Origin of the sequence: Thalassobacillus devorans (assembly GCF_900176565.1) — a bacterium.
Taxonomy (GTDB): domain Bacteria; phylum Bacillota; class Bacilli; order Bacillales; family Halobacillaceae; genus Thalassobacillus; species Thalassobacillus devorans_A.
In genome coordinates this window covers 35,562-58,332 of the sequence record NZ_FXEH01000003.1, presented here as the reverse complement: position 1 = coordinate 58,332, position 22,771 = coordinate 35,562, and the positions used below count along the sequence as shown (strand labels likewise).

21 protein-coding genes are annotated in these 22,771 nt (G+C 44.5%); 7 read left to right on the top strand and 14 right to left on the bottom strand.

The window, feature by feature from the left end:
* The first annotated feature begins 45 nt into the window (after nt 1–45).
* Nucleotides 46–1,515 carry a flavin monoamine oxidase family protein gene (locus B9Y67_RS00950; protein ID WP_085504933.1) on the top strand — a complete coding sequence of 490 codons (1,470 nt, stop codon included), beginning with the start codon at nt 46–48 and terminating at the stop codon, nt 1,513–1,515.
* A 5-nt stretch (nt 1,516–1,520) separates the two neighbouring features.
* Here B9Y67_RS00950 and uvsE read toward each other — a convergent pair whose 3' ends face one another.
* Nucleotides 1,521–2,477 carry a UV DNA damage repair endonuclease UvsE gene (gene uvsE / locus B9Y67_RS00945; protein WP_085504932.1) on the bottom strand — a complete coding sequence of 319 codons (957 nt, stop codon included), beginning with the start codon at nt 2,475–2,477 and terminating at the stop codon, nt 1,521–1,523.
* Between the two features lie 613 nt (nt 2,478–3,090).
* Here uvsE and B9Y67_RS00940 point away from each other — a divergent pair.
* Complete coding sequence (locus B9Y67_RS00940) at nt 3,091–4,467, top strand: LVIVD repeat-containing protein (RefSeq protein ID WP_085504931.1); 1,377 nt, start codon at nt 3,091–3,093, stop codon at nt 4,465–4,467.
* 28 nt (nt 4,468–4,495) lie between these two features.
* Here the strand turns inward: B9Y67_RS00940 and B9Y67_RS00935 are convergent, their stop codons facing one another.
* Nucleotides 4,496–5,323: an ion transporter gene (locus tag B9Y67_RS00935; protein ID WP_085505098.1), complete on the bottom strand. Its 828-nt coding sequence runs from the start codon at nt 5,321–5,323 to the stop codon at nt 4,496–4,498.
* Nucleotides 5,324–5,496: 173 nt separating this feature from the next.
* Between B9Y67_RS00935 and B9Y67_RS00930 the strand changes: the two genes are divergently transcribed.
* The 5 genes from B9Y67_RS00930 (at nt 5,497) to B9Y67_RS00910 (ending at nt 12,563) form a co-directional block, all read left to right on the top strand.
* Nucleotides 5,497–6,876 (top strand): Glu/Leu/Phe/Val family dehydrogenase, encoded by a 1,380-nt coding sequence (locus B9Y67_RS00930; protein ID WP_085504930.1) that lies wholly within the window; start codon nt 5,497–5,499, stop codon nt 6,874–6,876.
* 163 nt (nt 6,877–7,039) lie between these two features.
* Nucleotides 7,040–8,692, top strand: a complete 1,653-nt coding sequence (locus B9Y67_RS00925) for an SLC13 family permease (RefSeq protein ID WP_441007542.1) — start codon at nt 7,040–7,042, stop codon at nt 8,690–8,692.
* Between the two features lie 353 nt (nt 8,693–9,045).
* Nucleotides 9,046–10,158, top strand: coding sequence for an IS110 family RNA-guided transposase (locus tag B9Y67_RS00920; protein ID WP_085504929.1), 1,113 nt, complete (start codon nt 9,046–9,048; stop codon nt 10,156–10,158).
* 551 nt (nt 10,159–10,709) lie between these two features.
* A complete protein-coding gene (locus tag B9Y67_RS00915) occupies nt 10,710–11,630 on the top strand; it encodes a c-type cytochrome (RefSeq protein ID WP_085504928.1) in 921 nt (306 codons plus the stop codon).
* Nucleotides 11,631–11,663: 33 nt separating this feature from the next.
* On the top strand, nt 11,664–12,563 hold the full coding sequence (locus B9Y67_RS00910) for a c-type cytochrome (RefSeq protein ID WP_085504927.1): 900 nt from the start codon (nt 11,664–11,666) through the stop codon (nt 12,561–12,563).
* Nucleotides 12,564–12,646: 83 nt separating this feature from the next.
* Here the strand turns inward: B9Y67_RS00910 and B9Y67_RS00905 are convergent, their stop codons facing one another.
* The 12 genes from B9Y67_RS00905 to B9Y67_RS00850 form a co-directional block, all read right to left on the bottom strand.
* On the bottom strand, nt 12,647–13,564 hold the full coding sequence (locus tag B9Y67_RS00905) for a type II secretion system F family protein (protein ID WP_085504926.1): 918 nt from the start codon (nt 13,562–13,564) through the stop codon (nt 12,647–12,649).
* A gap of 3 nt (nt 13,565–13,567) precedes the next feature.
* The gene (locus B9Y67_RS00900; protein WP_176223876.1) at nt 13,568–14,497 is read right to left on the bottom strand and encodes a type II secretion system F family protein; all 930 of its coding nucleotides are present in this window, start codon (nt 14,495–14,497) and stop codon (nt 13,568–13,570) included.
* Nucleotides 14,498–14,500: 3 nt separating this feature from the next.
* Nucleotides 14,501–15,943, bottom strand: coding sequence for a CpaF family protein (locus B9Y67_RS00895; RefSeq protein ID WP_139823693.1), 1,443 nt, complete (start codon nt 15,941–15,943; stop codon nt 14,501–14,503).
* The gene (locus B9Y67_RS00890) at nt 15,943–16,788 is read right to left on the bottom strand and encodes an AAA family ATPase (RefSeq protein ID WP_085504925.1); all 846 of its coding nucleotides are present in this window, start codon (nt 16,786–16,788) and stop codon (nt 15,943–15,945) included. Before B9Y67_RS00890 ends, B9Y67_RS00895 begins: the two co-directional genes overlap by 1 nt.
* Nucleotides 16,789–17,700, bottom strand: coding sequence for a Flp pilus assembly protein CpaB (cpaB, locus tag B9Y67_RS00885; RefSeq protein WP_085504924.1), 912 nt, complete (start codon nt 17,698–17,700; stop codon nt 16,789–16,791).
* A gap of 10 nt (nt 17,701–17,710) precedes the next feature.
* Nucleotides 17,711–18,631 (bottom strand): TadE/TadG family type IV pilus assembly protein, encoded by a 921-nt coding sequence (locus B9Y67_RS00880; protein WP_254901655.1) that lies wholly within the window; start codon nt 18,629–18,631, stop codon nt 17,711–17,713.
* An 11-nt stretch (nt 18,632–18,642) separates the two neighbouring features.
* Complete coding sequence (locus B9Y67_RS00875) at nt 18,643–19,020, bottom strand: TadE/TadG family type IV pilus assembly protein (protein WP_085504922.1); 378 nt, start codon at nt 19,018–19,020, stop codon at nt 18,643–18,645.
* On the bottom strand, nt 19,014–19,523 hold the full coding sequence (locus B9Y67_RS00870) for an A24 family peptidase (RefSeq protein WP_085504921.1): 510 nt from the start codon (nt 19,521–19,523) through the stop codon (nt 19,014–19,016). The genes B9Y67_RS00875 and B9Y67_RS00870 overlap by 7 nt, the downstream gene beginning before the upstream one ends.
* An 80-nt stretch (nt 19,524–19,603) precedes the next feature.
* A complete protein-coding gene (locus tag B9Y67_RS00865) occupies nt 19,604–19,768 on the bottom strand; it encodes a Flp family type IVb pilin (protein ID WP_085504920.1) in 165 nt (54 codons plus the stop codon).
* A gap of 39 nt (nt 19,769–19,807) precedes the next feature.
* A complete protein-coding gene (locus tag B9Y67_RS00860; RefSeq protein WP_085504919.1) occupies nt 19,808–20,179 on the bottom strand; it encodes a DUF192 domain-containing protein in 372 nt (123 codons plus the stop codon).
* Nucleotides 20,180–20,392: 213 nt separating this feature from the next.
* Nucleotides 20,393–22,510: a LuxR C-terminal-related transcriptional regulator gene (locus B9Y67_RS20860; RefSeq protein WP_217807559.1), complete on the bottom strand. Its 2,118-nt coding sequence runs from the start codon at nt 22,508–22,510 to the stop codon at nt 20,393–20,395.
* A complete protein-coding gene (locus B9Y67_RS00850; RefSeq protein ID WP_085504918.1) occupies nt 22,510–22,767 on the bottom strand; it encodes a hypothetical protein in 258 nt (85 codons plus the stop codon). Before B9Y67_RS00850 ends, B9Y67_RS20860 begins: the two co-directional genes overlap by 1 nt.
* Nucleotides 22,768–22,771: the final 4 nt, after the last annotated feature.

Below are 22,771 nucleotides of genomic sequence, written 5' to 3'. Positions count from 1 at the left end.
ACAAGACCTCCCCTTAACATATTATGTAAAATGGGAGGTGGACGAATGAAAAAAAGAGCATATCAGGAACTTAACTATCCAGAAGATATGATTAAACTATTAAGAGAAGGGCTGCAGCCAAAATCACGGCCAAAAAAAGTAGTGATAGCCGGTGCGGGAATGGCTGGTTTAACCGCCGCTCTTCTATTAAGACAGGCTGGACATGAGGTTACTATACTGGAGGGAAATGACCGTATCGGAGGAAGGGTTTTTACACTTAGGCAACCCTTTCACCAAGGCAACTATATAGAATTAGGAGCCATGCGTATTCCCGATAACCATGCCCTCGTTTTCGAGTACATACGCCGGTTCAGACTGCCTGTAGCTAAATTTGTCAATACCTCTCCCCACGACCTGTTTTTTGCTAATGGTCGTATCGTGACACGTAAACAATATGAAGAGAATCCGGATTCGTTATATTTCCCTGTGGAAGATTGGGAAAAAGGAAAGACAGCTACAGAGCTGCTTCTATCTGCTGTCCAGCCATTCCTCGAATTATACAATGCAAGCAATGAAGAACAACAAGAAGAGCTGCGTAAAAAATTTGCCCGTTACTCTATGGGAGACTTTCTAAAGAATAACCCGCTCGGTCAATCCATGTCGGTAAACGCTATTAGAAAAATAAGCGTTCTATTAGGCATAGAGGGCTTTCCGGAATTCTCATTCGTCGATATTCTGACAGATATCATCTACCCTATTTTCAGTGAGGCTACTGAATTTTATCAAATCCCAGGTGGAAACGACCAGCTTCCAAGGGCTTTTTTGCCTGAACTCGGTGATCGTATCTACCTGAACCAGGAAATAACTAAAATTATTCAGAAAGATAAGGAGATACTGTTTCAAACCAAAGACAGGATGACAGGAGAGTCCCATTGTTTTCACGGCGATTTCGGAATCACTACCATTCCATTTACAGCTTTCCAGTTCATCAAGGTAGAGCCCTATGATTCCATTTCTTTTGAAAAATGGTCAGTCATTAAAGAATTGCCCAATATCCCTTCTGTAAAAATAGCCCTTGAGTTCAAGAGCCGTTTTTGGGAGCAACAAAAACTCGGGAATATCATATCCGATACTCCGCTGCGATTTGCTTATGTACCCAGTCAGAATATTGGAAAACCAGGCCCCGCCGTCCTGCTGGCCAGCTATAACTGGGGACATAATGCTCTCTTATGGAACAGCCGTCCCAAAGAAGAGCATATCCGGCTGGCATTAGATGGACTTGCGGAAGTTTACGGTCCGCAAGTGTACAACGAATTTATTCAGGGAGTCACTTTTAATTGGAGTCAAAATCCCTTTTCGTCTGGATGCTTTACCCTGTTTACCCCTAACCAGGAAGTTAACTATGCGGATATCATCCCTCTACCTGAACAGCGACTGCACTTCGCGGGTGAACACACTTCCTCTTTTCATGGATGGATCGAAGGAGCGATTGAATCTGGAATTCGTGCGGCTTTTGAAATACATAATCGTGACTAAGCTGCTCATAATTCTAAAGTAGCTCCTCCGGTTCGCTTCACGCCTCTCATAGCTGCCATTTCCTCGACCAGCTGAAGCAGTGCCCGATCCTTTGCTTTTGCTTCGACCATAACGTCAACAGATCGGCCGTTACGTTTCAAGTCTGTGATCAACGGCTGCAAAAAATCGAGACTCACATAATCCGCATGGCTTCGAAACGCCTGTTCAGACTTAGGAGAGGAAACATGAATTTTCGGGCGATGGGGAGAATGATCCCATGTCTTCATAAAGCGTGGAAGAATAGTCTCCAGGCTCTCCCCCTCCTCATGATTAGCTATATAATGATGGTAATCAAACATTAGCGGAATCGATTCTTGTTCACAGATACCCAAAGTTTCGCCAGCAGTATAGGTTTTATCATCGTTTTCTAAAGTCATCTGTTTTTTTATGTGGCCTGGAAGCTGAAGCAGGTTGTCATGAAACCTGCCGACGGCTTCTTTTTTATTTCCATAGGCACCGCCTACATGAATATTAATGGATAATTCTTTTGCCAGCCCCATTGCTTCAGCTACACTATAATGATATTCCATATCCCGCACGGCATTACGCGTCACATGCGGTTTGTCACTTGTAAATAACGTAAATTGATTAGGATGGAAACTCGTTCGGATTTCATGTTTTTTCACCAACGCTCCAATTTCCTCATAAAGCTCCCGGAATGGTGATATGTAATCCCAGTTCACATCCTCGTGTGTGGCTAATGGCACAATGGAGGATGATAATCGATACAGCTTGATTTCATGAGCAATATTATAATGGAGTGCCCGTAACGTATGATGGAGGTTTTTCCTCGTGATTTCATGTAATTTGTTAGTTCTTTCCTCTTCCCCTAACTGCTTCCAGCGGGAAAATGTCATGGTTTTCTGCGGAGAAGCATCCCACAGGTTCAAAGCATGAGCGACATAACCGAACCGAATGATCAACACATTCACCTTCTCTATAGGATAGTACTTGCTCCATGTAAGTTTTCCACTATGAATCCTTTCTAAACCAAAACATCTCCTCTTACAGTTCTCCTCAAAGGGCAGTTCTGGGCTGGTTTTTCATTATTCAATTAAAGGACTGAAAAGTCGAAGACTTGATTTCGAGATATTGGTTGGAGGAGCGGGGCGTGGGGGAACGAGTCGCTTTCCACGGGAGTTCGGTGAGACTCCTCGAAAATGCTACGCATTTCCTTCGTGCGGTGTCGTTTCAAAGAAGTATTTCAAAATCCTGTGGGATGAAAATGAGCGGTGAGATCCGCAAGGCTAATCCTAGAAAGTTCACAACATGCCCACGGAAAGCGATCCGTTTTCCCGGCCACCATAACCGCAATCAAAAGTCTCGAAATTGAGTCTTCAGCAACTGGGAGCTTTTCTGTAAAACCAACAGAGAAAATAATAAATATGTTAGGAACAAATACTTATTTATGCAGGCTTATTTTACTGAAAATTCATAATTTATTGTTAATAACACCCAGCTAGGATATACTGAATTTGGAAAAACCCTCCAACCCGGGAATGGAGAATAATACAGATCATTCAGGAGGTTTCCATTTTGAAAAAGAAACGGATATTGAACTTGACCTTAGCTGGAGCGTTGACATTTTCCCTGGTTCCCGCCACAGCGTTCGCCCATGATGAACTGGGCGGTGGAGGAGAAAAAGGTGAAAACCTGGAAGGTGAGGAACTTTCGGTTCCACTCTTAGAAGGAACTAAAAATGTCGGCCACTGGAAAGAAGTTGCTGCTGTAGAGCTGCAGGAAGTGAAGGATGGAGTGAAAAATTCTACAGCTGACGTTTACAGCTACAAAGGCTATGCTTATCTTGGAACCCACACTCGCAATGGCGGAGAAGGCGGTGTGCGGGTCTTTGATATGAAGGATCCTGCCAATCCGAAAGAAGTCACTTCTTTTGGCCATCATGAAGGTACCTGGCAGGAAAAAGTGATCGTAAAATCCGTAAACACACCAAACTTTAAAGGCGATCTGGCTGCTGTCAGTGTGCAAAAGCTCGACCGTGATTCTGATGCCACCGGTGGTTTCCTTTTATATGATGTAACCGATCCTGAAAATCCTGAAAAACTAGGATTTTGGGAAGATACATCCGGAGCCCGCGGCACACACGAACTATACTTATTCGTCCAGAATGGAAAGCCATATGTGATGACAGCCAATAACTATGCTGACTACTATTCCCATGGCGAACAGATGGACGTTCATTTAGTCGATGTCAGTGACCCGGCGAACCCTGAGTCTATATATCAATTCGATCCAAGGGATCACATCGATGAAGTCAGTGATGACAACTATGATGGCTATAATTGGACGGATGAAGACGGTTTAAGCCGTGCCGCTTTCGCCCATAGTGTTATGACAGATAATAATGGCGACACCGCTTACCTCTCTTATTGGGATTTAGGAACGATTATTCTCGATATCAAAGATCCTGAAAACCCTGTATATATGGGAAGAACAGACTTCGCTCCGACTGTTCAGGGAGCAGCGCACTCTTCCACACTTGCTAAAGGCGGAAATGTTCTGATTGAGACGAGAGAAGTATTCGGTCCTGTTCGTGAAGGCTTTGAGTCAGCCTATGGTTACACAATGATTTATGACATAAAAGATAAGACAAAACCTACCTTGCTAAGTTCTTTTAAAACGGATTTTACTGAAACAATACCAGGCGGCGCTACCGTCCACGACCCGAAAGTAAGAGGCAATACGCTTTACTTGTCCCACTATTCCGGGGGTGTACGGGCAGTGGATATCACCGATCCGGCAAATCCAGTTGAAACGGGAGCTTATATACCTAGTCGTTCTAATATCTGGGGTGTTTATGTAGACCGTAACTACGTCCTCGCTTCTGATATGGGCCAAGGTTTGAAAGTATTACAAAAGACACCTGATAATGACGCTCCGACTGAAAGTGAATAATGTAAAAAGGCGGCCGTTTGGGCCGCCTTTATTTGTTGTCCTGATTTTCCTTTATCATCGCTTTCAGTTCGGCAATTTCTTTTAATAGCATCTCGTGATCCACTTCTTTTTTTCCTTCTTTTTCTTTCTCCTTCGCTTCATACATCTCATTAACCTTCTGGACATTATTGACAATTTCTCCGACAAACAAATTAAGAACGATGAAGGTGCCGATCAAGATGAAAGAAATAAAATAAATCCACGACCATGGATCCTCTTCAAATATTGGCCGGAACACACCACTCGCCCAGGATTCCAGTGTAACTACCTGGAACAATGTCACCATGGATAAATGAAGAGAACCGAAGTACTCAGGTGCCAGATCACGATATAAAATGACACCAATCACAGCAAACACATAAAACACAATTGCTAATAGCAAAAGGATGTTGGCCATAGCAGGCACAGTTCGTAACAATGCAGTGGTCAGACGCTGCAGTGACGGGCTGACGGAAACAGTGCGCATGACTCGCAAAACACGAAGAATCCGTAAAGCAGAAATATAATGAGTACCACTGAAAATCAGTACCCCGCCGATAATAATGAAATCGAAGATATTCCAGCCATTTTTAAAGAAATGCAGCACAGGCCGGTGGGCAATTATTCTTAAAATGATTTCTATAGTGAAAAACCAAAGAAAAAAACCTTCTATTACAACAAACCAGTTTTGATATTCCTTAAAAATCCCCGGATAAGTTTCCAAACCGATGGTGATTGAATTGATAAAAATTAAGAATAGTACGGTGTTAGTAAAGTAAGGATGGTGAACTAAGCCATATAGTTTTGAGCGGACACCTGATCCTGAATTTCTCTTCATCACGTCTACTGAAACCTCCAATAAATAGGCTTGCTAGCTTTCTAGTTTATCACATATTCCTTACGCAGGTCATGATTTGTTACCTCTATGTAACTTTACGATTACTATTTTGTAATAAAGGGGAAGATACAAATAGTAGCAGTTATTCTTTTTACAGGAGGGTATGTTTTTTTATGGAAAAGAAGACGGAAGACATTATTGGCAGATCATTGAACGCACTACTGGAAGACGAAACGTTTTTACCGGACTTACAAGGCGACTCTAGACGCCAGGCATTCAAATCCTTGGTATCCATACTTTCGACTCCAAACCATATCAATAAATCGTTTCTGAGGATCGCCCTGGAAAATGGGACCGTCGTCCGCATCCCCGCTTTCCGGGTTCAACATAACAATACATTAGGACCTTACAAAGGAGGCATCCGTTTTCACGAATCTGTAAATGAAGATGAGGTTTCCAACCTTGCTAAACTGATGACTTTAAAGAACGCGCTTCATGAAGTACCTTTCGGTGGAGGAAAAGGCGGAGTTATTATCAACCCGCGGGAATATTCGCCTAAAGAACTAAATTTGATTTGTAAAAAGTATGTGCAATATTTCAGTGATATTTTAGGTACGGAAAAGGATATACCAGCCCCCGACGTCGGGACAAGCGAACGGGAAATGGATTGGATGATGGCCGAATACAAAACCATCCACCCAGGCCAGACTTACCGCGGCAGCTTTACGGGAAAAAGTGTCATCAACGGAGGTTCTTTAGGCAGACGGGAAGCTACTGGTAAAGGGGTATATTTTACTTTCCGATATATGATGCACAACTTTATCAAAAATAACGAAACCTGGATGGAAGACAGTGACAACCGGTTTGCCAGAACAGCCATGGCCCATTATGGCCGTCCGCTGACAATAGCCATCCAGGGATTTGGAAATGTGGGCTCTGTGGCTGCTCTTCAAGCTTATCAATGTGACTACCTGCAAAATAAAGTTGTGGCCGTCAGCGACCACAACGTCATGCTCTATAATTCAGATGGCTTAGATATTCCAGCTTTGATTGAGTATACGATGGACCATGAAGGGGACCTCCCTGCCGATGAAGAAGCGTTGGCCGAACATGCTATTAAAGCTACTGTCCACGATCGTGATGATTTACTCGAACAGGAGGTAGATGCTCTGTTTCTGGCAGCCTTAGAAGATCAGATTCACCCGGGTAATATGAAAAATATAAAAGCCCGTTTGATTGTGGAAGGCGCCAATGCCCCGGTTACAGAAGATGCAGATGAGTATTTAAGTGAAGATGGAGTGCTTATCGTTCCTGATATACTCGCTAATGCCGGTGGTGTCATCGTTTCTTACTTTGAATGGATGCAAGGAAGGGAAACACAATTCTATACAGAAGATCAGATTTTTGAGTTGTTATACGATAAAATGCAGCATACGTTAGACACGATCTTTCCGCAATTTTTTAAAGATCCATTCCCATTACGGCAGAATTGCTATATCCATGCTGTAACTAAACTATCGACTATTCTATACCGACAAGGAAAGCTGTTTTAAAATCTCAGTAAAGACCATCGACCTATCCCCGGTGGTCTTTTTTTCCTTAATTAAAGACTGGTCTCTAGGTAAATTGTCGAAATTTTATATGTATTTAAATAATCAGCTGATGATTTATGTTATTGTGGTAAATACCAATTATACTGACCAAGGAGGTAAAGAAATGAATCTGATGAATAGCGCAACTGCTGTGTGGAAGCGGATGTGGGTTTTGCATCATGAAGCAAAAAACCTGATGAAGTTTTCTGTAAGCGGAAACAACTCCCAGTGGGATACAGAATCCGCTGAAAGCACACGCCATAAGCAGGAAGGGGATGAACCCCCTTCCGGATTCGATCCCAGACAAAAAATTGGTCTATGGCTGGGACCACTCTTATTTTTATTAACTTTACTATTCGTGAAACCAGAATCCCTCTCTGCAGAAGGGGTGGCTATTTTAGCCTCTACCCTTTGGATTGCCACCTGGTGGATCACAGAAGCAATACCTATTCCCGCCACATCCCTGCTTCCCATTGTCTTGTTTCCATTGACTGGCGGACTCGACATGGATGCAACAGCTTCTTCCTATGGATCAGATACTATATTCCTGTTCATGGGTGGTTTCATCATCGCATTGGCAATGCAGCGCTGGAATTTACATAAACGAATAGCGCTGTGGATCATTTCTTTGATCGGAACCAGTACAGAAAAAATCATACTCGGATTCATGGTCGCAACTGGCGGGTTATCCATGTGGATTTCAAACACAGCCACAGCCATGATGATGGTTCCGATCGGTCTTGCAATCATTTATCAAGTTTCCGATTTATTAAAGGATGACGACTCCATTGATACAAGCCCTGAAAATTTCAATTTCGGTAAAGCGCTGATGCTGGGTATCGCCTACTCCGCTTCCATCGGGGGGCTGGGAACATTAATTGGGACCCCACCGAACACAATATTCGCCGGGGTAGTATCGGAATTATATGGGGTTGAAATTTCCTTTGCCCGCTGGTTGTTATTTGGAGTGCCAATCTCCGCGGTATTCTTAATTATCGCCTGGATCTACCTGGTGAAGGTCGCTTATAAAATGAAGTTCGACCAGCTGCCTGGAGGACAAAAAGTCATTCGTGATGAACAGTCAGCCTTAGGTAAGATGGTGCCAGAAGAAAAGGCAGTAATGACTGTCTTTACATTTGCAGCACTAGCGTGGATCACCCGATCATTCCTATTGGCCGAATTTATTCCGGGCATCGATGACGCCATTATTGCTATTTCTGCTTCCTTAATTCTTTTTGTTATTCCTTCCAAACGCTACCGAGGGGAAGCGTTAATAGATTGGGATACTGCCAAACAATTGCCATGGGGGATCCTTTTGCTATTCGGTGGAGGGCTCGCAATCGCTGCCGGGTTTAGTCAGTCCGGTCTAGCCGAATGGTTTGGGGAACAATTGACTGTACTTGCCAATGTAAATTTCTTTATTATTCTGATCGCTGTTATCGGTCTCGTCATTTTCCTGACTGAGATCACCTCCAACACAGCTACCGGAACGATGATGTTTCCGATTATGGCTTCTCTCGCAGCAGCAATCAATGTTCATCCATATAGTCTGATGATAGGTGCTGGACTGGCTGCTTCGTGTGCTTTTATGCTTCCGGTTGCCACCCCACCGAACGCTGTTGTCTTCGGGTCCGGGTATCTAAGGATTCCTGACATGGCAAAAGCCGGTTTCTTATTAAACATACTGGCGATATTCATCATTGCGATATTCATCTATTTACTGATGCCATTAGTCTGGGGCATTGATATTACAAGTTTTCCGGAGCAATATAGATAACCCCTTAAACAGGTGACCTTTCTTATTATTGGGTCTCCTGTTTTTTCTTTTTCCAATATGTTTCAAATATAGCCGATGGGGTAAAGGTATTAATAATGTGACCGGCCAAGTCCAGTTCTCCCCTTTTACAGATAAGTTGTAATTTTATGAAGATTATATGTAGAATTCCCATTTGCTCCATTTCCAAGCTAAATAGCTTTTAAAATGGGGGTAATAGTAGTTGTAACAACTAGACGAGTTATCATGAACGAAAACTAGCTCCTTACTCGTAAAATCGTAGGTTAATCTGGTTAGAATGATTACTGCTAAACAAAAACCAAACCAGAGCTACATTACGGAAGGAGCTAGTTATTATGAAGGATACCATTAAATACGTTGGTTTAGACGTATCAAAGGAAAAAATTGCAGTCGCTATCGCTGAAGAAGGGCGCGAAGCGCCCAGGTACTGGGGGATGATACCTCATACACCAGAAGCAATTAAGAAATTGGTGAAAAAACTTGGGGATCCAAAAGCCTTACGGTTTTGTTACGAGGCTGGCCCCACAGGATATGCATTATATAGGCTTTTCCTTACCCTGGATGTTCATTGTGAGGTTATCGCGCCGTCCTTAATTCCCCAAAGACCTGGTGAGCGTATCAAAACAGATCGCAGGGATTCTATTCGTCTCGCTCAATTATATCGAGCTGGGGAATTAACGTCTATTTATGTTCCCACCCCTGAGGATGAAGCACTTCGCGATCTAGTCAGGGCACGTGAAGACGCTAAAGAAGATGAGCTAAGGGCGAAGCATCGTTTAACTAAATTTCTCCTGCGCAATAATATTCAAGCACCCCCAGGAGTTAATAGGTGGACCAGAAAGTATCGAGATTGGCTGGATGCACTAAAGTTTGAACGCTCTTCCTTACAAGTAGTTTTTCAGGAGTATTATCATCAAATACAAGAGTTAGAACAACGAATTTTAAGACTGGAAGAAGAAATAAGAGTTCAGGCAACCGAAGGTGTGCACGCGCCAACCATTCAAGCTCTTCAATCATTAAGAGGGGTGGCGCTGATTACAGCAGCAAGTCTTGTAGCTGAAATTGGTTCTTTCAAGCGTTTTCCTTCTCCTAGACAGTTTATGTCTTATCTTGGATTGATTCCAAGTGAATCTTCAAGTGGGGAGAGTAGGCGACAAGGTGATATTACGAAAACAGGAAATCGCCACGCACGACGTTTATTAGTAGAAGCGGCCTGGAGTTATCGTTATCGACCTGCAGTAAAAGGAGAATTAAAAAAGAGACAACATGGTCAAGCCCCCAATATCCAATCAATATCCTGGAAGGCACAAAACAGGCTTCACAAGAAGTATTATCGATTATTATCCAGAGGTAAAGAAAGCGGTAAAGCTATTACTGCAGTGGCTAGAGAATTAGCTGGTTTTGTTTGGGCGATCACTCAAGAGTTAGAAGATGTTTCAAACATTTGAAATGTAGAGGTTTAACTGAATTCATTATAAGCTTCATTTAAATTAGATAGATGGATGAGAATAGGGCTCGAAGGCAAAGAGGTAATACCGGAAAGGAAAACCCACGTGCCTCCTCTGTGCTATTTCTATAAGAATAACGCACGTCTCGAGTTAGTGGATTAGTCCTTTATACGGAAAGATAAATTGTGAAAACCCACGGATATCAGAATGCAAACCGCAGTAGAGATTTTTGCCTTCGTGCCGTGTTCTTACCCTCTATTCAACTGTTTAAAAGGAATAAAAGGAGGGACGAACCGACGTTATCTTTAGCTTTAAAGTAGGGTCTCACCTCGCAGAAGACCAGTCAAGGAATACACTTGACAGCCCTTCTGCGAGGTGAGAGGTAATTGGTAAGCTAAAGGTAAGAGATAATTTAGCCAGAATGGCTAATAAGAGTAACCAAAGAAAGAAGCCAAAACAGCTTCTCTTCTTAAAATTGCCCAAAAATAATTTAAAAAACCTTGGAGAGTGGGAGCCTTGACAGTTTCGTTCATATCAGGAGGTTGGTAATAATGTTCAAAAACAAATGGTTATTTTGGATGCTGCTTTTGATCATTGTCAGCATTGCAGCTTGTTCAAACAATGATACATCTACTCCATCCGCACCTTTTGACCAGACACCAGAAGAACCAGAATATGATCCTCCTTCTACCGATGATTTGGATCCGGATGACCCAATGACCGAATACATCAAATTAGGAGAAAAAGCCTTTAATGAGACAAATACTGTCTTATCTGATGAGGTCGGTAATGAGCTTTCCTGTCAAAGCTGCCATGCTGATGGTGGTGTTGGCCAAGGTTCATCCATGGTCGGTGTTTCTACCCAATTCCCACAATACCGTCCAAGGGAAGGAGCCGTTTTCACCTTATCTGACCGGATCAATGGCTGCATGGTCCGAAGCATGAATGGGGAAAAACTCGATCGTGAAAGTGACGAATTGCGAGGAATGGTCGCTTACTTAACCTACATATCCGAAGGTATCGATCATGGCGCAGATATTCCTTGGCGTATGCAAAACACAATGGAAGAAGTACCGGAACCAGATGTTGCCAGTGGTGAGGAGTTGTACGAAACCAAGAACTGCATGTCCTGCCACGCCCAGGATGGTTCAGGTACAGGAGCAAACTCTGGACCGGCACTATGGGGAGAAGATTCTTTTAACGACGGAGCCGGTATGTCTCGATTATCGAAAATGGCAGGTTTCCTCAAACGAAATATGCCACCTGGTGATGATGAGGAATTGACTGACCAGGAAGCTGCCGACCTGGCTGCCTATATCCTTTCACAGGATCGCCCCGAATGGGAAGGACATGAGGATGATTGGCCAAATGGCGGTCGCCCGTCTGATATCATCGACCAGGAACGTCGCGAACAAATTCAAAATGGAGAATTTGACTGGACAGAAATTGAAAATGTTGTCCCGGCAGACTAATGTACGAAGTTAACAAGAAAAGGAGGCAGTTGCATGTGGAAAAACAAATGGCTGATCGCTCTATTACTTTTAATTATTGCAGCATTTGCAGCTTGCTCTAATAATTCTGAGTCCGAGTTTGACACACCAAACCATTATGAAAGTACACTAGGCGAACTGGATCCAGATGATCCAATGACAGAAGAAATCCGTTATGGCGAGAAGTTAATGTATAATACGAACACGATGCTTGCTGACGAGGTTGGCAACGAACTTTCCTGTACAAGTTGTCACGCAAATGGCGGTATCTCTAATACGAATTCATTTATGGGAGTTGCAGGACAATTCCCAGTTTACCGTCCACGCTCAGACACCATTTTCACCCTGGAAGATCGTGTGAACGGATGTATGCAACGAAGCATGAATGGTAAAAAACTGGATCATGACAGCAGGGAAATGCGTGCTATGGTCGCCTATATGACATACTTATCCGAAGGGGCAGAACAGCATGGAGACGATATGGAAGGCCTTCAAACACCGACTTTCGATAAAACACCAGAGCCTGATGTAGCCCGTGGAGAAGAGTTATATGAAACGAAAGGCTGTATCACCTGTCATGGGGCTGATGGAGCTGGAAGAAGCCCTAACTCAGGACCTGCGTTATGGGGAGATGGTTCCTTTAATGATGGCGCCGGTATGGGCCGCCTCAGCAAAGCAGCCGGCTATATCCAGGCCAACATGCCTAAAGGAGACGAAAATACACTGACGAAACAGGAAGCAGCAGACTTAGCTGCCTATGTCCTGTCCCATGACCGCCCAGTCTGGGATGATCACGAAAATGACTGGCCAAATGGTGATGGTCCACCGGACATCATTACTCAGGAACGCCGTGAGCAAATCCGTGCCGGCACATTTGACTGGTCAGAAATTGAAAACGTGGTACCGAAAGATTAATTGCAAAGCCCCTGGCAGTATTGCCAGGGGCTTTTTAGTAATGTCGTATCGTTGTGTTCTTTCTCTCAATAACGAGCCTACCTTTATTTAAACGCATCCAGAAACTGGAGAATGGCTGGCCCCAGCAGAATAATAAACAGCGTAGGAAAAATGAACAACACCAAGGGAAACATCATTTTGATCGGGGCTTTCATGGCAGCCTCTTCCGCTCTTTGCTTCCGCTGTTCCCGGATGTCTTCGGTCTGGACTCTTAGTACAGAAACCATTCCTATTCCGAGCTTCTCCGCCTGGACAATATTATAAATCAATGACTTCAGCTCTTCTGCATCAAGCCGTTGATTAATGCCGTTTAAAGCTTCTTTTCTTGTCTTTCCTAACCGGATTTCTTCCAGACACACTTTGAATTCATCCGATAACACCCCACGCTTTCTTGCTACCACTTTACTTAGTGCGGCATCAAAACCAAGCCCTCCCTCTAAACTGATGGTCAATAAATCGAGGGTATCTGGTAATTCTTTCACAGCTGTTTTACTTCGCTTCAAGGCTCTCGCTTTTAAAAAATGGTTGAGTAGCACAGTGATAATCCCCGCACCAAGTACAGCGAATAAAATGATGAATGCCAAACTTGTACCAGCCAGCATACCTGCTGCTGCCCCAATCAGGAAGAAAAAGCTGACAAGTACGAGCTGGAATATTTTAAATTCTACAGGAGTAAACCCAAATGGCTCCCCTGCCTGTAAAAGTTTAAGTTCTAATTTGGAGGCTTTTTCTCTCCCTAGCCGTCTCTGGTAACGCCGCTTCAGCTTTTTCCACTCCGGTGCTACTATCCGTTTATAAAAGGAAGGATCTTCTGTTTCCATCTCCCCACCCACACCTGCAGGGGCTGTTATAAAATCATCGATTCGCCTTTTCACCAACCATTTCTTTTCTGCGCGTAATGCTGCCAGTGCATAGGTAAGCAGGAACGAAAATAGGAAAAAGCTTATATAGATAAACAGCATAATTTACACCTCGATGGTCGTTATTTTCCGAATCAACATAAAACCGATGATCCCCCCAATGCCTGCAGCGACGAGCATCCCCTGACCGATTGGATTGGTGAAGAGTGTACCGATATAATCAGGATTCATCATATAAATGATAATACCAAGCACTACCGGGAGCAGGCTTATGATGATGCCCGACAGCCTTCCCTGGGCAGTCAGTGTTTTAATCTGGTTTTCAATTTTTGTCCGTTCCCGGGTCGTTTCTACAATTTTATCAAGCAGATAAGCAAGGTTTCCGCCGACCTGCCGCTGAATGAGGATGGCTTCGACTAATAAGGATAAATCATCGCTCGGCATTCGCTTTTTCCAGTCAACCAGAGCGTCCTCGATACTTGTCCCGTATTGCATCGCCTTCAATACATGCTGAACTTCTTCTTTTATCGGCGAATAAGACTCTTCTCCCACCATTTGCAGAGACTGAGGAAAGCTGAATCCGGCACGAAGCGAACCGATAATCGAGGTCAGCATTCCTGGCAGACCAGCATTGAATTCCTTCAGCCGCTTTGTCTGCTTTCTCTTAAGCCAAAGTCCCGGCAGTAGCAGTCCGATAATTGCGCCTACCAATACCAGGAATAAATCGTTAAAAATCAAATGGAAAATGCCCCCGGTGATAATGACGGCGAACCATTTGAATATAAGGAATTCCTCCACTTTCATCGAAAGACCGGCTGCACTGATCTGCAGTTCCAGGCGCCCTTTTTTCCTGGTTGTTTTCTTTTTCCTGAGCAGCAGGAGCTTCAGCTGCTGGTTCGCTTTTTTCAACGTATCCTTGAATGTCAGTGGGTTATTTTCTGCATGAGTATCCGTGTCTGATGGATTCCGCATCGTAATTGCCAGCATGATGAGAAAGATCGTAAAGAATAGGGAGATAAGTAAAATCCACTGCATCTGTCATTCTCCTTTTTCCATAAAAATAGAGGCAGGGAGATGGATGCCTTCATGTTCCATGCGTTCATAAAATTTAGGACGGACTCCTGTTGGCACCAGCTTTCCAATAATCTTTCCATTATCATCGACGCCAAACTGTTTGAACGTAAAAATGTCCTGTAATACGATAATATCTCCTTCTAACCCCTGCACCTCTGTAATATTGGTGATTCTTCGCGAGCCATCCTTCAGGCGGGATTGCTGAATGATAACATCCAGAGCCCCGGCAATTTGTTCCCGGATTGCTTTAACAGGGAGTTCCATACCGGCCATCAATACCATCGTTTCCAGTCGGGCGACCATGTCACGAGGGCTGTTCGAATGGCCTGTCGCCAGTGATCCATCATGTCCGGTGTTCATCGCCTGCAGCATATCAAGCGCTTCCCCGCTTCGCACCTCACCGATGACAATTCTGTCCGGTCGCATCCGAAGCGAATTCCGGACAAGGTCACGTATCGTAATGGCGCCTCTTCCTTCAATATTAGGGGGCCGTGTTTCCAGCGATACGACATGCTCCTGTCCCAGCTGAAGCTCGGCGGCATCCTCAATTGTCACAATCCGGTCTTTGTTGGAGATGAACGAGGATAATACATTAAGGGTTGTCGTTTTTCCGGAACCTGTTCCCCCACTGACAAATATATTCAGCTTCGCTTCGACACAGGCTTTGGTGAAGGCTGCCATTTCTTCCGTCAACGTACCAAACCTGATTAAATCATGGATGGTGAAAGGATCTTTAGAGAATTTTCGAATCGTAATCGTCGGACCGCCCAACGCCAGCGGTGGTATAATCGCGTTTACCCGCGATCCGTCTTTAAGCCGTGCGTCTACCATCGGGCTGCTTTCATCCACTCTTCGTCCAAGCGGTGCCACGATTTTTTCCAGTACAGCCATGACATGGTCGTTATCACGGAAAGTAATATCTGTCAGCTCTAACCTCCCGCCCCGCTCGGCATATACTTGTTGGGGGCCGTTCACCATCACCTCTGTTACTTCCTCATCAAGGAGCAGTGGGTTGATCGGGCCGTACCCGGTCAAATCATTGGTGATTTCTGCTTTTAATTGGTCAAGGTCGTTGACTACATTCAAGTCTTCATTTTCATTAAAAATTTCTTCTATAATATCATCCAAATCAGAAATGATTTCTTCCACATCTTCATTCTGACGTTCCTTCAAAATGTACTTAAAAATCAGGTCTTTCAGCTCTTTATGCTCATCTGCTACTTTTTCTGCTTTCACTTGTTTTCTTTCTTTCTTCTTCGGCTTGATGGGATCAAGGGCAGGCGCAGCTTCTGTTGTTGCCACAGGCTGATGACCTTTTTCTTCAGGTACTTCTGCAATCACCGTTGTACGTTCCGTCGTTTCAGCTTCCCCTTGATGTTTTGATTGCAGTTTTGCTAATAAACTCATCATCTTTCCCCCTCAAACCTAAGCTTTTTGGTAAGTCGCCTGGCCAGTGTTTTATGTCCAGGCGTATCCGATAATGCAGGTGGAAACAAGTGCCCATTGATTTTAGCTAATTCTTTAGAAAACGGAAGCTTGGGGTGGCTGATCACCACTGGTATTCCTCGTTCCATAGCAAGCGGAACATGCTTATCTTCATCCGGTAAATAAAAGGCTTCTTCCACTTGTAACAGCTCAGTAATGTCATGGACATCCATTAACGTCATACCGGTTGATTTATTGACAATTACGCTCGCCTTATCTTTCCATCCGAGAGCATCCAGCGTTTCTATCATTAATTTTGTATTTTTCAATGCAGCCATACCTGGCGTCGTCACAACCAGAATACGGTCCACTTGTTCTAAAAGCTGGATATTATGTTCTGTCAGACCAGCCTGAACATCCACCAGTAACAATTGCGCATGTAAAGCCGTCGCTTCCAGTACTCTGACAAGGCTGGCCGGTGTAATTAAATCCGCATACTCTGGACGTGTTGGCGCAGCCAGTAACTGAACTCCACTCTCATGCTTCAGGCAATAGTCCTGACTATTGGCAAAATCATTCCTCTCTACGATGTGCTGGATGGTATTTTCACCTTTCAAATCCAATGCCATCGCCGCATCTCCAAATTGCAGGTCACCATCGAGAATAGTGACCTTCTTTTTGTTTTTGGCAGCCAGGGCTGCCAGATTGACTGCGATGGTTGTTCTTCCCATGCCGCCGGTAGCACTGCAAACGGCAACTACCTTATTTTCAAAACCGGAATCGATAGCTTGTTGATGCTCCATCGTACCTGTCAGCCCCTTCTCCATTTATTCACCCTTATACTTGATGATTCTTGAGCTGATCCAGCCTTCCTGCTGATCAGGTGTTTCTACCTTCAACCAAATCCGCCCATCTCCATCGGTTTCTTCCTTCTCTAAATCAAGCAAGACGGTACCTTGATCGACGACTGTGATGACTCCTTGATCAAGCCCTGGGCCCGAACGAATGACTGACCTGGAAGGCAGCGGATCCAATTCCGCACTTGTTTCTTCCTGCTCTTTTTCCTCTGCTGCTTCCTTTTCCTGTCCTGTCACTTTACTGTGAAGCGCTAAATGCAGCCTGCCTCGCTCGCTGGCATTGATTACTTTCACCGTATCTTCCTGAGTCAGCTCCAGCGTAACGGCGTGATACTCTTCATCTGGTGCATCTGGTTTCTTTTCCACCATCCGCTTTCCGACCGCTAGCACCCTGACTTTTTCCTGAATAAGTTCCGAGGTAGTTGCTTCTTCTTTTCCAACGCTAACTACGATATCAACATAATCCTCTGGCTCTATCATATTGGAGACGGATTTCACGTAGTCAACCTCGATAGAAAAACCCCTGTTTCCTTCCGTCACTTTTCTGGCGATGACTTCTTCCTCATCTTTCCCGCTTTGCACCCGATGCTTCATCAACGGCTCCCCTGCCTTGATTTCCGTAATAGCAAGTTTACCGGTTATTTCAGCTGTATCTTTGATTGCCTCAGGGTGAACTTCGCTTTCTTCTACTTCTCTGGTAACAAGCTGTTCCTCTGTGATTGTCTGATTCTTCTCTATGTCCTCACCAGCGACAACAATCTCTACCATTGCTGCTTCCTTTTCGACTGAACTAGAACTAGCCTGGTTCATAAATAGATAAAAGATGCCTGTTGTAATAAGACCTGATAACAGCGCGAGCATTAATATTCTTTTCGGTTTCATGTCTGTTCACCTACTCCATTAATCGTATCGCATACGCCCCGCGATCAGGCGTACCTTCTCCGCCTGCCGTGCCATCTCCTGCGCGCCGGATGAAGACCCCTTGGATGGAATCAACATTTTGCCCCATCCGCTCCGTTACATAAAAATAAGCAAAACCGGTTATCCGAACACTTTTCAGCTGATTGGTCGCCTGTTCTTCGGGCTTGTACACGATGACTTTCATGATTCGCTCACAATCCCGCATTTGCAGGTTCCCTTCTGGATTCGGACATTCGTTGATTCGAAAATCAATCCCTCTTCTTGTAGCTCCTGCGATATTACCTGTCTGGGTGTTAATCACATCCCCGACTTTCAAGTTTTCGTCAAACCCGTGCGTCAAACTGTCTTCATACGATTTCGCACCCGGACCTTCGAGAGCAAGTACGCCAAAATTACCGGCTTCCGAATCGCCGGCATCTACTTTCAATTCATAAGTGTTGCCATAAATAAGCTCAACAGACTCATCGATTCCAAGCGGGACAGCACCCTTCGTTTCTCCCATTGGGTTTATGCCTGCTTTCGCTTCTGCAGATACAGGTAAGTGCTCGACTCCGAACAATGACGAAAAAAATAATGGTACATCCCGTTTTAATTCCACCAGTAACAAACGGTCACTATCAATGGTTGCATGCAGTAAACTTTCTGCTTCCCCATGGGCATCGAGCACCTCATCAACAACTGTAGTGACTGCTGTCTCCTCATTCACAAGTTCCTGGGCACCGGACAATGCTGCTGCATTAGCTGTCTTTTGCAAGTGGCTTTTATTCATGAATAAATGGCCGCCATCGATGACCAGCCCTGTTAGTGCAATCATCCCTCCCATTGCCAGAGCAACAAGAACGATCGCATTGCCATTTTCCTTTTTTATCATGCGGTTCCAAAATCTTTTCATAGTCTTTTCCCTCATTCGACTCGTATCGTTGAACTGGTGGTAACGGTATAAGGAATTGATGCATTGCCAAGCGGCTGTAAAAGTGTTTCCGGATAGGTTAACGTCACCTTCACATAGTCACCGGAACTGCGCTCGGCAGCTGAAGGTGTCACCGTGACATTCAATTTCTCCACATCTCCAGCGTGAAAGCGCTCGGCTGCATAAGATTTGATTGCTTCATCTCCCAGACCAAGCCCGCCCAGACGGACTGCTTCCTGAGCGACAAGCTCCATTTGCAGGTGGGTATACAGCACCCGCCCAAAATCAAAGATTCCCACCACCAATAAGAGAAGTAACGGGAGGACAAGCGCAAATTCTACGAGCGACTGCCCGTCCTCTTTCCTTACCATGGCAGCAGCTTCCCTTCTAAAGCCATTCCCACTACCGCTCCGAGAGCAATTGCCACGCCATATGGATACGTTGCCGTCAGCGACCCTCTGGCTATACCGCCAGGAAGCTTGACACCGCCTCGTAAACTGGCAACATAGTAAAGAATCGATTTAAATATTCCCCGCCGAAAGACGAGTATCAACACTGCCATCAAAGCGCCAATTAAAGCGATATAGAGGAACGACTGGAACACAAAAGCGCCACCTTTGATCGCTCCGATCAATCCAAGCAGTTTCACATCCCCCGCCCCCATTCCTCCCAGGAAATATGGGATCAGTAAAATGCTGAAGCCAATCAAAAAACCAAGGAAAGAATGGCTGAGTCCTGTCCATCCGCTGACTGCGAAATGAAAGATGAATGTAAACAGTAAGGCAGGGTAAATCACCTTGTTGTAGATTTTTCTGTTTTTAAAATCTGTGATGACACAGATTAATAGAATGATAAGCAGGAAAACATCCAGCATAACGGCCATCCTTTCATTCGTTTTTTGATAAATTTTTTTAAATAGGTTAGACCCCCTACAGAAGGTCTAACCCATTTAATTTATTCAAGTTCAGTGTTTATTTTAGTAAAGAATTCACTAATCTTATCACCCAAAATCGCTAAAGCACCAATTACGCCAACAGCGATAAGACCCAAAATCAAACCGTATTCTGTCATCCCTTGACCTTCTTCTTCAACTAGCAACCCTTTGAACATTTCTAACATGTAAACCTCTCCTTTTTATATAAATGTATAATGACTAACCTACTTTACAGCACGCCTGCTCAACTTTCCTTCAACAAATACTACTGTTTGGCCCACAGCGACCTCCGTCTGGGCCACTTTCCCTGCTGGCAGCTCGATAACTGAGTGTCCACCAGAGAATCGCTTTCCCAATTTTCCCGGCTGAAGGTTTTCTTCGATGCCAATGACCTGATTGTTCTGGTCCAGGTACAGGACATCGATTGGAAACTTCATGAAGAAGGTATGGATCGATGGACAAGGGACGATATGAAGAGCGAAATCATCCGGGATGCTTTTCCTTCCCATCAACCCCTTGAATCTCGTCCAAAACTTATCCGCTCTTGTTACTTCTTCAACGATTATCTGGTTCGTATCGAGATTGATAACTGCCATGCCAGTTCACCTCCAGCTTGTATCCGGCGTTGAGCTTGTAAGCGACAACTTACGAGTTTTATTATGCAATGTTTCGACAGGAAAACCTATCCCCCGCCATTCCTGTTATCAAGATTCCTGCCTAATAAGAATCCATTCCTATTCCTATCCTGTTTCCGCCCTCCTTCCTATAGGAAGTCCTAGTAATAGAAAAAACCTCCCGAAATGGGAGGTTCATCGATTACTGTGCTGGTATTTCAATTGGTAGACCTTCGATATGGCATGTGCACGGTCAGGCACGTCGAGTTTCTGGAAGATTTTTGTCACGTGATTTTTTACCGTATGGCCGCTGATATACAATTCTTCTGCAATCTCTTTGTTATTCAACCCCTGGATGACTAATTCCAACACTTCCTGCTCCCGGGGCGACAGGCTCATTTGTTCTTTCACCGCATGGTCCGCGACCATCAATTCCGGTGTGCTACTACCCTCTTCCTGGAGAGTGAATTCCTGCTCCGATACTTGTCTTTCTTTTACAAAGGAATGAAATTCTTCCACGATCCCTTGTTCGCTCGTCAAGTCAGCATGCCATGCACCCTCATTTGTTTCCTGTGCAATTGCCAATGCGACTACCTGGCTGCCGATACTTGCGTCATCCCATGCGATATTTCCACCGGATTGCAATAAGTTTTTCCCTTCTTCCACTATATCCGGTACTTTGCTATCCGGAAGCATGTCCTTCAAAAAGCCCGGAGAGTAGCAGGAGAGCTGGCAGGCGGCAATAATATCTTTCACCAGCGGGGCTGGCAGCCCAATTTTATGAGAAAAGTCTCCGGCCAGTGCGGCGGTTGTTTCTGCCTTCGCAAACGCTTCTGCATCAAACTGACCAATCGCTCGATATAACGCCTCCGCCTGCCCTGCAGCTGTTTCTGAGGCCTGTTCTTGTTTTGCCAGTTGCAGGGAAGTAGCCCCTATTATCGCCAATGTATCTAAGAAAGTCTGGTGCTCTTTTAATTGCTGCTCCGTCGTGTCTCCCGCTCCGACACATAAGACACCAAGCAGTTCTTCTTTATAGTAAAGGGGACATTCTATCACAGTCGTCCGCCATTTCGCATCATACAATTGAGCTGCTGTAACAGTCCTGGATTTATAATGCCGTTTGATGACCTCCTGGACATAGTCTTCCATGCTCGCAGGAATTTCTCCACGGGAGACCAGCTGGACCCGGTCATTATCCGGATCTTTTAAAATGACCGTTGTAAATGGTCCCTCGACAAGATTCAAACTGATGTCAACTAGAATATATAGAATTCGCTTCACATCGGGAGTGGCAGCCATCAGTTTGCATATTTCAATCAAGGAGGAAAGACGATTTACCTGATGCATATTTTCTTGTTGCAAGTCATCCGTATATAAACCGGCTTCCAGCATGGATGCCATGAATTGTCCTGTTTCCATCATCTGCTTAGACACTTTTGTATCAGACAGGCTCCCTCCAAACAGGACAGCCGTTGTCCCATCATAACGCTGAATTGGAAAACAGCTCATTGTTTTTGGATAGGAGTGTCTCCGGTGAAAGAAAAAAGCCCGGGGATTTTTTTCAATGTCTTCCCAATAGGCAGCCTCTTTCGTTATGGCGATTCTGCCAAGGAATCCTTCCCCTGGTGCGAATAAGGCCCCACGCAAACCCTCCATTTCTCTTCCCGCTACGTGTGTGATGCTGTATTGCTCTTCTTCCTGCGCTTCTGCTAATCCAATAAATTCGTAATCATCCCGTTTTTCAAGAAAAAGATGAAAAAGTTCCTCCATGTCAGTGACCCCAGTTCCTATTCCTTGTTGCAATAAAGGGTACTGCCAGGCTAAGCTGTCTTCCTCACTTGCCCCTTGAAGTAAAGCCTGGCCAAGTCTGGAAAGCTTGGCACTTCTATGTATCCACCAGTCTTTATTCTCTGGTTGGATGACAGGAATGGCTGTTAGCAGCTTTTCCCAGTCAGCATCAGGACCATAACGCTTTTTTAATTGTTCTTTCGTAAGCGCATGCGTTCCTTCCTCAACCATTACTCCTGCCCAAATTAAATAATCGCTGCCATTCCTATCGTTTATAGGAATGATTAAAAAATAAATCCCAGGAAGAATATCATAAAATGCTGGTTTTGTTATTTCCCAATCCCATACAGCTGCCTCCTGGATATGGCACCATAAATCCCCATGCTCCAGGAGGTGGCCGCACAATGCATTGTCACCAGTAATAGTAGAAACCCGTTCGCCATTTTCATCTGTGATCAAAATGGTAAGTCCGAATCGCTCCGCATAAACGTGCTGCAACTCTTCTAAAAGCTCGGCGTTTTTCATCATGGACTCTCCAACTTATCAGGAATAGTCATTTCGGTAATGATATCGGGCTCTTTATAACGGTATAAGTATTTTGAATCCTTCCCTATTTGGCGGATGATCCCTTGTTGGACTAAAATCTCCAGGATTGGTTGAAGGTCTTCTTTTCTTCTTCCTAATTTGTTTTCCAATCCAGCTAATGATTCAATCATGTATGGATTAGACTGGAAGAACATCGTACATTCCATCTGAAGCGGCAAAGCCTCTTTTTTCTCCATCGTT

Bases quoted from the DNA above. Each gene is read 5' to 3' on its own strand.
- B9Y67_RS00950 (WP_085504933.1), top strand. From the start codon at position 46: ATGAAAAAAAGAGCATATCAGGAACTTAACTATCCAGAAGATATGATT.
- B9Y67_RS00870 (WP_085504921.1), bottom strand. From the start codon at position 19,523: ATGCTGGATGTTTTCCTGCTTATCATTCTATTAATCTGTGTCATCACA.
- B9Y67_RS00880 (WP_254901655.1), bottom strand. From the start codon at position 18,631: ATGAAAAGATTTTGGAACCGCATGATAAAAAAGGAAAATGGCAATGCG.
- B9Y67_RS00910 (WP_085504927.1), top strand. From the start codon at position 11,664: ATGTGGAAAAACAAATGGCTGATCGCTCTATTACTTTTAATTATTGCA.
- B9Y67_RS20860 (WP_217807559.1), bottom strand. From the start codon at position 22,510: ATGAAAAACGCCGAGCTTTTAGAAGAGTTGCAGCACGTTTATGCGGAG.
- B9Y67_RS00875 (WP_085504922.1), bottom strand. From the start codon at position 19,020: ATGGTAAGGAAAGAGGACGGGCAGTCGCTCGTAGAATTTGCGCTTGTC.
- B9Y67_RS00850 (WP_085504918.1), bottom strand. From the start codon at position 22,767: ATGGAGAAAAAAGAGGCTTTGCCGCTTCAGATGGAATGTACGATGTTC.
- B9Y67_RS00920 (WP_085504929.1), top strand. From the start codon at position 9,046: ATGAAGGATACCATTAAATACGTTGGTTTAGACGTATCAAAGGAAAAA.
- B9Y67_RS00890 (WP_085504925.1), bottom strand. From the start codon at position 16,788: ATGGAGAAGGGGCTGACAGGTACGATGGAGCATCAACAAGCTATCGAT.
- B9Y67_RS00865 (WP_085504920.1), bottom strand. From the start codon at position 19,768: ATGTTAGAAATGTTCAAAGGGTTGCTAGTTGAAGAAGAAGGTCAAGGG.
- B9Y67_RS00935 (WP_085505098.1), bottom strand. From the start codon at position 5,323: ATGAAGAGAAATTCAGGATCAGGTGTCCGCTCAAAACTATATGGCTTA.
- B9Y67_RS00925 (WP_441007542.1), top strand. From the start codon at position 7,040: ATGAATCTGATGAATAGCGCAACTGCTGTGTGGAAGCGGATGTGGGTT.
- B9Y67_RS00860 (WP_085504919.1), bottom strand. From the start codon at position 20,179: ATGGCAGTTATCAATCTCGATACGAACCAGATAATCGTTGAAGAAGTA.
- B9Y67_RS00915 (WP_085504928.1), top strand. From the start codon at position 10,710: ATGTTCAAAAACAAATGGTTATTTTGGATGCTGCTTTTGATCATTGTC.
- B9Y67_RS00905 (WP_085504926.1), bottom strand. From the start codon at position 13,564: ATGCTGTTTATCTATATAAGCTTTTTCCTATTTTCGTTCCTGCTTACC.
- B9Y67_RS00895 (WP_139823693.1), bottom strand. From the start codon at position 15,943: ATGAGTTTATTAGCAAAACTGCAATCAAAACATCAAGGGGAAGCTGAA.
- B9Y67_RS00930 (WP_085504930.1), top strand. From the start codon at position 5,497: ATGGAAAAGAAGACGGAAGACATTATTGGCAGATCATTGAACGCACTA.
- cpaB (WP_085504924.1), bottom strand. From the start codon at position 17,700: ATGAAACCGAAAAGAATATTAATGCTCGCGCTGTTATCAGGTCTTATT.
- B9Y67_RS00900 (WP_176223876.1), bottom strand. From the start codon at position 14,497: ATGCAGTGGATTTTACTTATCTCCCTATTCTTTACGATCTTTCTCATC.